This is a genomic window from Mesorhizobium sp. M5C.F.Ca.ET.164.01.1.1 (assembly GCF_004792125.1).
GTDB classification, from domain to species: Bacteria; Pseudomonadota; Alphaproteobacteria; order Rhizobiales; family Rhizobiaceae; genus Mesorhizobium; species Mesorhizobium wenxiniae.
Genome location: NZ_SRTG01000031.1, coordinates 1 through 4,212 on the forward strand (window position 1 = coordinate 1; position 4,212 = coordinate 4,212).

The following is a 4,212-nucleotide window of genomic DNA, read 5'->3' on the forward strand; positions in this document are numbered from 1 at the left end:
GCCCGAAGAACTGAAGTTGCGCAAGGAGATCATCACTGGCGGGTTCGAGGAGTTCCCGGTGCTCTGGTGATGCGCGGACGCCGCCGGGAATCGCGATCTTCTCCGCAATTTGCCGGCGCGCCTGGCGCGCGGCCGGTCAGATCAGCCAGCCAACAGGTAACCAAGATGGACGTGCAAGAAACCACGGCAGCATGCCGGGACGCTTTCGCCGAACTGGCGTCGCCAGCGTGCATCCACGACCCGTATCCGTTCATGCGGTGGTTGCGCGAGCACGATCCGGTGCATCGCGCGGCGTCGGGCCTCTTTTTATTGAGCCGCCACGCCGACATTTACTGGGCGCTCAAGGCCACGGGCGATGCGTTTCGAGGACCGGCGCCGGGCGAACTGGCGCGCTATTTCCCGCGTGCGGCGACCAGCCTGTCGCTCAATCTGCTGGCGTCCACGCTCGCGATGAAGGAACCACCGACGCATACGCGTCTGCGCCGGCTGATCTCGCGCGATTTCACCATGCGCCAGATCGACAACCTGCGGCCGAGTATCGCGCGCATCGTCGCAGCGCGCCTGGACGGCATGGCGCCCGCGCTGGAGCGCGGGGAGGCGGTGGACCTGCATCGGGAATTCGCGCTGGCCTTGCCCATGCTGGTCTTCGCCGAACTGTTCGGCATGCCCCAGGACGACATGTTCGGGCTCGCCGACGGCATCGGCGCCATTCTGGAAGGCCTTAGCCCGCACGCCAGCGATCCCCAGCTCGCCGCGGCGGACGCGGCCAGCGCCAGGGTGCAGGCCTACTTCGGCGACCTCATACAGCGCAAGCGCACCGATCCCCGCCACGACATCGTGTCGATGCTGGTCGGCGCACATGACGACGATGCCGACACGCTGTCGGATGCGGAGTTGATCAGCATGCTGTGGGGCATGCTGCTGGGCGGCTTCGCCACCACTGCTGCGACCATCGACCATGCGGTCCTGGCGATGCTGGCGTATCCCGAACAGCGGCACTGGCTGAAGGGAGACGCCGTGGGGGTGAAGGCATTCGTCGAAGAAGTCCTGCGCTGCGACGCGCCCGCCATGTTCAGCTCCATTCCGCGTATCGCCGTGCGCGACATCGAACTGGGCGGCGTGGTGATCCCGAAGAACGCGGATGTGCGCGTGCTGATCGCGGCCGGCAATCGCGACCCGGACGCCTTCGCCGATCCAGACCGCTTCGATCCCGCGCGGTTCTACAGCACCAGTCCTGGCATGTCGACTGACGGGAAGATCATGCTGAGCTTCGGCCACGGCATCCACTTCTGCCTCGGTGCGCAACTGGCCCGGGTGCAGTTGGCCGAGAGCCTGCCGCGGATCCAGGCGCGCTTCCCCACGCTGGCATTGGCCGAGCAGCCGACCCGGGAGCCCTCCGCGTTCCTTAGGACGTTCCGCGCGCTGTCGGTGCGGCTGCATGCGCAGGGCGGGGCTGAGATGCGCGTCGTGGTCGACCAGGATCTGTGCGGAACTACCGGGCAGTGCGTGCTGACGCTGCCGGGCACCTTTCGCCAGCGCGAACCGGACGGCGTGGCTGAACTGTGCGTGGCGACGGTCCCGCAGGCGCTGCACGCCGCCGTGCGGCTCGCGGCCAGCCAGTGCCCGGTCGCCGCCATTCGGGTCATCGAAAGCGACTCTGGCGATGGCGAGCGCGCCAGCGCCGACCCTGCGCCTTCTCCGGCGGAGGCCTGGCGGCATGCCGCGGACACGATGGGACGGTTTGAAGGCAAGGTGGCCCTGGTGACCGGCGCCGGCGCCGGCATCGGCAAGGCATGCGCCCTCGCCATCGCGCGCGAGGGCGGCAGAGTGGTTGTGGCCGACATTGATGGCTCGGCGGCCATCGCCTGCACCGCGCAGATCGCGGCCGAAGCGGGCCATGCGCTGGCCCTGGCCATGGACATTGCCGATGCGCAGGCGGTGGCAGCGCTGTTCGAGACGGCGGAGCGGCACTTCGGTGGTGTCGACCTGCTGGTGAACAACGCGAGCGCCATGCATCTGACCCCGCGCGACCACGCGATCCTCGACCTGGACCTGGCGGTCTGGGATCAGATCATGGCGACCAATCTGCGCGGCACGCTGCTCTGCTGCCGGCAGGCCATCCCACGGATGATCGCCCGCGGCGGCGGCGCGATCGTCAACATGTCGTCGTGCCAGGGGCTCAGCGGTGACACCGCGCAGACGTCCTACGCCGCGTCGAAGGCGGCGATGAACATGCTGTCGGCCTCGCTCGCCACCCAGTACGGTCACGCGCAGATCCGCTGCAACGCGGTTGCGCCGGGTCTCATCATGACCGAGCGTCTCCTCGCCGAGCTGGACGAGTGCATGCAACGGCATCTGCGCCGGCACCAGCTCCTGCCGCGCGTCGGCCGCCCCGAGGACGTGGCCGCGCTGGTGGCTTTCCTGCTCTCCGACGATGCTGCGTTCATCACTGGCCAGGTCGTGTGCATCGACGGCGGCATGCTGGCGCATGTGCCGACATACGCCGACGGTGGCAACAGCCGCGCCGCGCGGCCTGCCGGCGACATCGCCGAAGCGGCCGCGGCGCCGCGCTGCTGATGGACATGCTGCTCAACCCGCTGGACCGTCGGCACCGGCTGCGGTACGACATCCCGGTCGTGCCCGGCGCTTTCCCCCTTGTCGGGCATCTTCCCGCCATCGTCTGCGACCTGCCGCGCCTGCTGCGGCGCGCGGAACGGACGCTGGGCAGCCACTTCTGGCTGGATTTCGGCCCTGCCGGCCACCTGATGACCTGCGTGGATCTGGATGCGTTCGCACTGCTCCGGCACAAGGACGTGTCCTCGGCGCTGATGGAAGAGATCGCGCCCGAATTGCTTGGCGGAACGTTGGTCGCCCAGGACGGCGGCGCGCACCGGCAGGCGCGCGATGCGATCAAGGCGGCGTTCCTGCCCAAGGGGCTGACCCAGGCCGGCATCGGCGACCTGTTCGCGCCCATCATCCTGGCGCGGGTGCAGGCGTGGCGCGACCGCGGCGACGTAACCATCCTGCGCGAAACCGGCGACCTGACGCTCAAGCTCATCTTCAGCCTCATGGGACTCCCCGCGCACGACCTGCCGGGATGGCATCGCAAGTACCGGCAACTGCTGCAGTTGATCGTCGCGCCCCCGGTCGACCTGCCCGGACTGCCCTTGCGGCGCGGCCGCGCCGCCCGCGACTGGATCGACGCGCAGTTGCGCCAGTTCGTCCGCGACGCGCGCGCGCATGCCGCGCGAACCGGGTTGATCAACGACATGGTGAGCGCCTTCGATCGCAGCGACGATGCGCTCTCCGATGACGTCTTGGTCGCCAATATCCGCTTGCTGCTGCTTGGCGGTCACGACACCACCGCCTCGACGATGGCCTGGATGGTGATCGAGCTGGCGCGGCAGCCTGTGCTGTGGGACGCCCTGGTCGAGGAGGCGCAACGCGTGGGCGCGGTGCCGACCCGACACGCGGACCTGGCGCAGTGTCCGGTCGCCGAGGCGCTGTTCCGCGAGACGCTGCGCGTGCATCCGGCGACCACGCTCCTGCCGCGTCGCGCGCTGCAGGAATTGCAACTCGGCCAACGGCGCATTCCCGCGGGAACCCATCTGTGCATTCCGCTCCTGCATTTCTCCACCTCGGCGCTCCTGCACGAAGCCCCTGATCAGTTCCGCCTGGAGCGGTGGCTGCAACGCACGGAGCCGATCCGGCCGGTGGACATGCTGCAGTTCGGTACCGGCCCACACGTCTGCATCGGCTACCACCTGGTATGGCTGGAACTGGTGCAGTTCTGCATCGCCTTGGCGCTGACCATGCACAAGGCCGGGGTGCGGCCCCGGTTGCTGAGCGACGCCGAAAAAGGCCGGCGCTATTACCCGACCGCACATCCGTCCGTGACAATCCGCATCGGATTCTCATGAGCTGGCATCGCCCGCCCCGGGTGGCGAGGCAGCGGCGCCGGCGACGCGCGGCATTGCTGCACTCGGCGCGCGCGCTCGGTGCGACGCCGGCAACACCGCGGCGGCTCGCCGCTCGCCGTGGCCGTCTCCTGTCAGGTACAAGGACATGAACAACATGCAGACCGGTTCCACGCTACACGACGACCGAACTGGCTTTTCCGCGCTCGGCGGATTGGGCGCGCAGGCGCGCGGCGCATCCGGCAGGCTGCTGCCGGAGATCTGGATGCAGGACGGCGTAAAGCGGGTCGAACAG

2 protein-coding genes and 3 pseudogenes are annotated in these 4,212 nt (G+C 68.8%); all 5 read left to right on the forward strand.

All coding sequences use genetic code 11. The features are described 5' to 3' along the window. Positions 1-165: 165 nt before the first annotated feature. Positions 166-1,452 (forward strand): annotated as a pseudogene (locus EN807_RS37735) (cytochrome P450); the annotation flags it as partial. A 6-nt stretch (positions 1,453-1,458) separates the two neighbouring features. Continuing rightward, a pseudogene (locus EN807_RS37740) lies at positions 1,459-1,632 on the forward strand (ferredoxin); the annotation flags it as partial. A gap of 99 nt (positions 1,633-1,731) precedes the next feature. Beyond that, positions 1,732-2,577 carry an SDR family oxidoreductase gene (locus EN807_RS37745; protein ID WP_348627940.1) on the forward strand — a complete coding sequence of 282 codons (846 nt, stop codon included), beginning with the start codon at positions 1,732-1,734 and terminating at the stop codon, positions 2,575-2,577. Further along, positions 2,577-3,920 carry a cytochrome P450 gene (locus EN807_RS32125; RefSeq protein ID WP_127212038.1) on the forward strand — a complete coding sequence of 448 codons (1,344 nt, stop codon included), beginning with the start codon at positions 2,577-2,579 and terminating at the stop codon, positions 3,918-3,920. The genes EN807_RS37745 and EN807_RS32125 overlap by 1 nt, the downstream gene beginning before the upstream one ends. A gap of 154 nt (positions 3,921-4,074) precedes the next feature. Then, positions 4,075-4,212 (forward strand): annotated as a pseudogene (locus EN807_RS37140) (polyprenyl synthetase family protein); the annotation flags it as partial.

Bases quoted from the DNA above. Each gene is read 5' to 3' on its own strand.
- EN807_RS32125 (WP_127212038.1), top strand. From the start codon at position 2,577: ATGGACATGCTGCTCAACCCGCTGGACCGTCGGCACCGGCTGCGGTAC.
- EN807_RS37745 (WP_348627940.1), top strand. From the start codon at position 1,732: ATGGGACGGTTTGAAGGCAAGGTGGCCCTGGTGACCGGCGCCGGCGCC.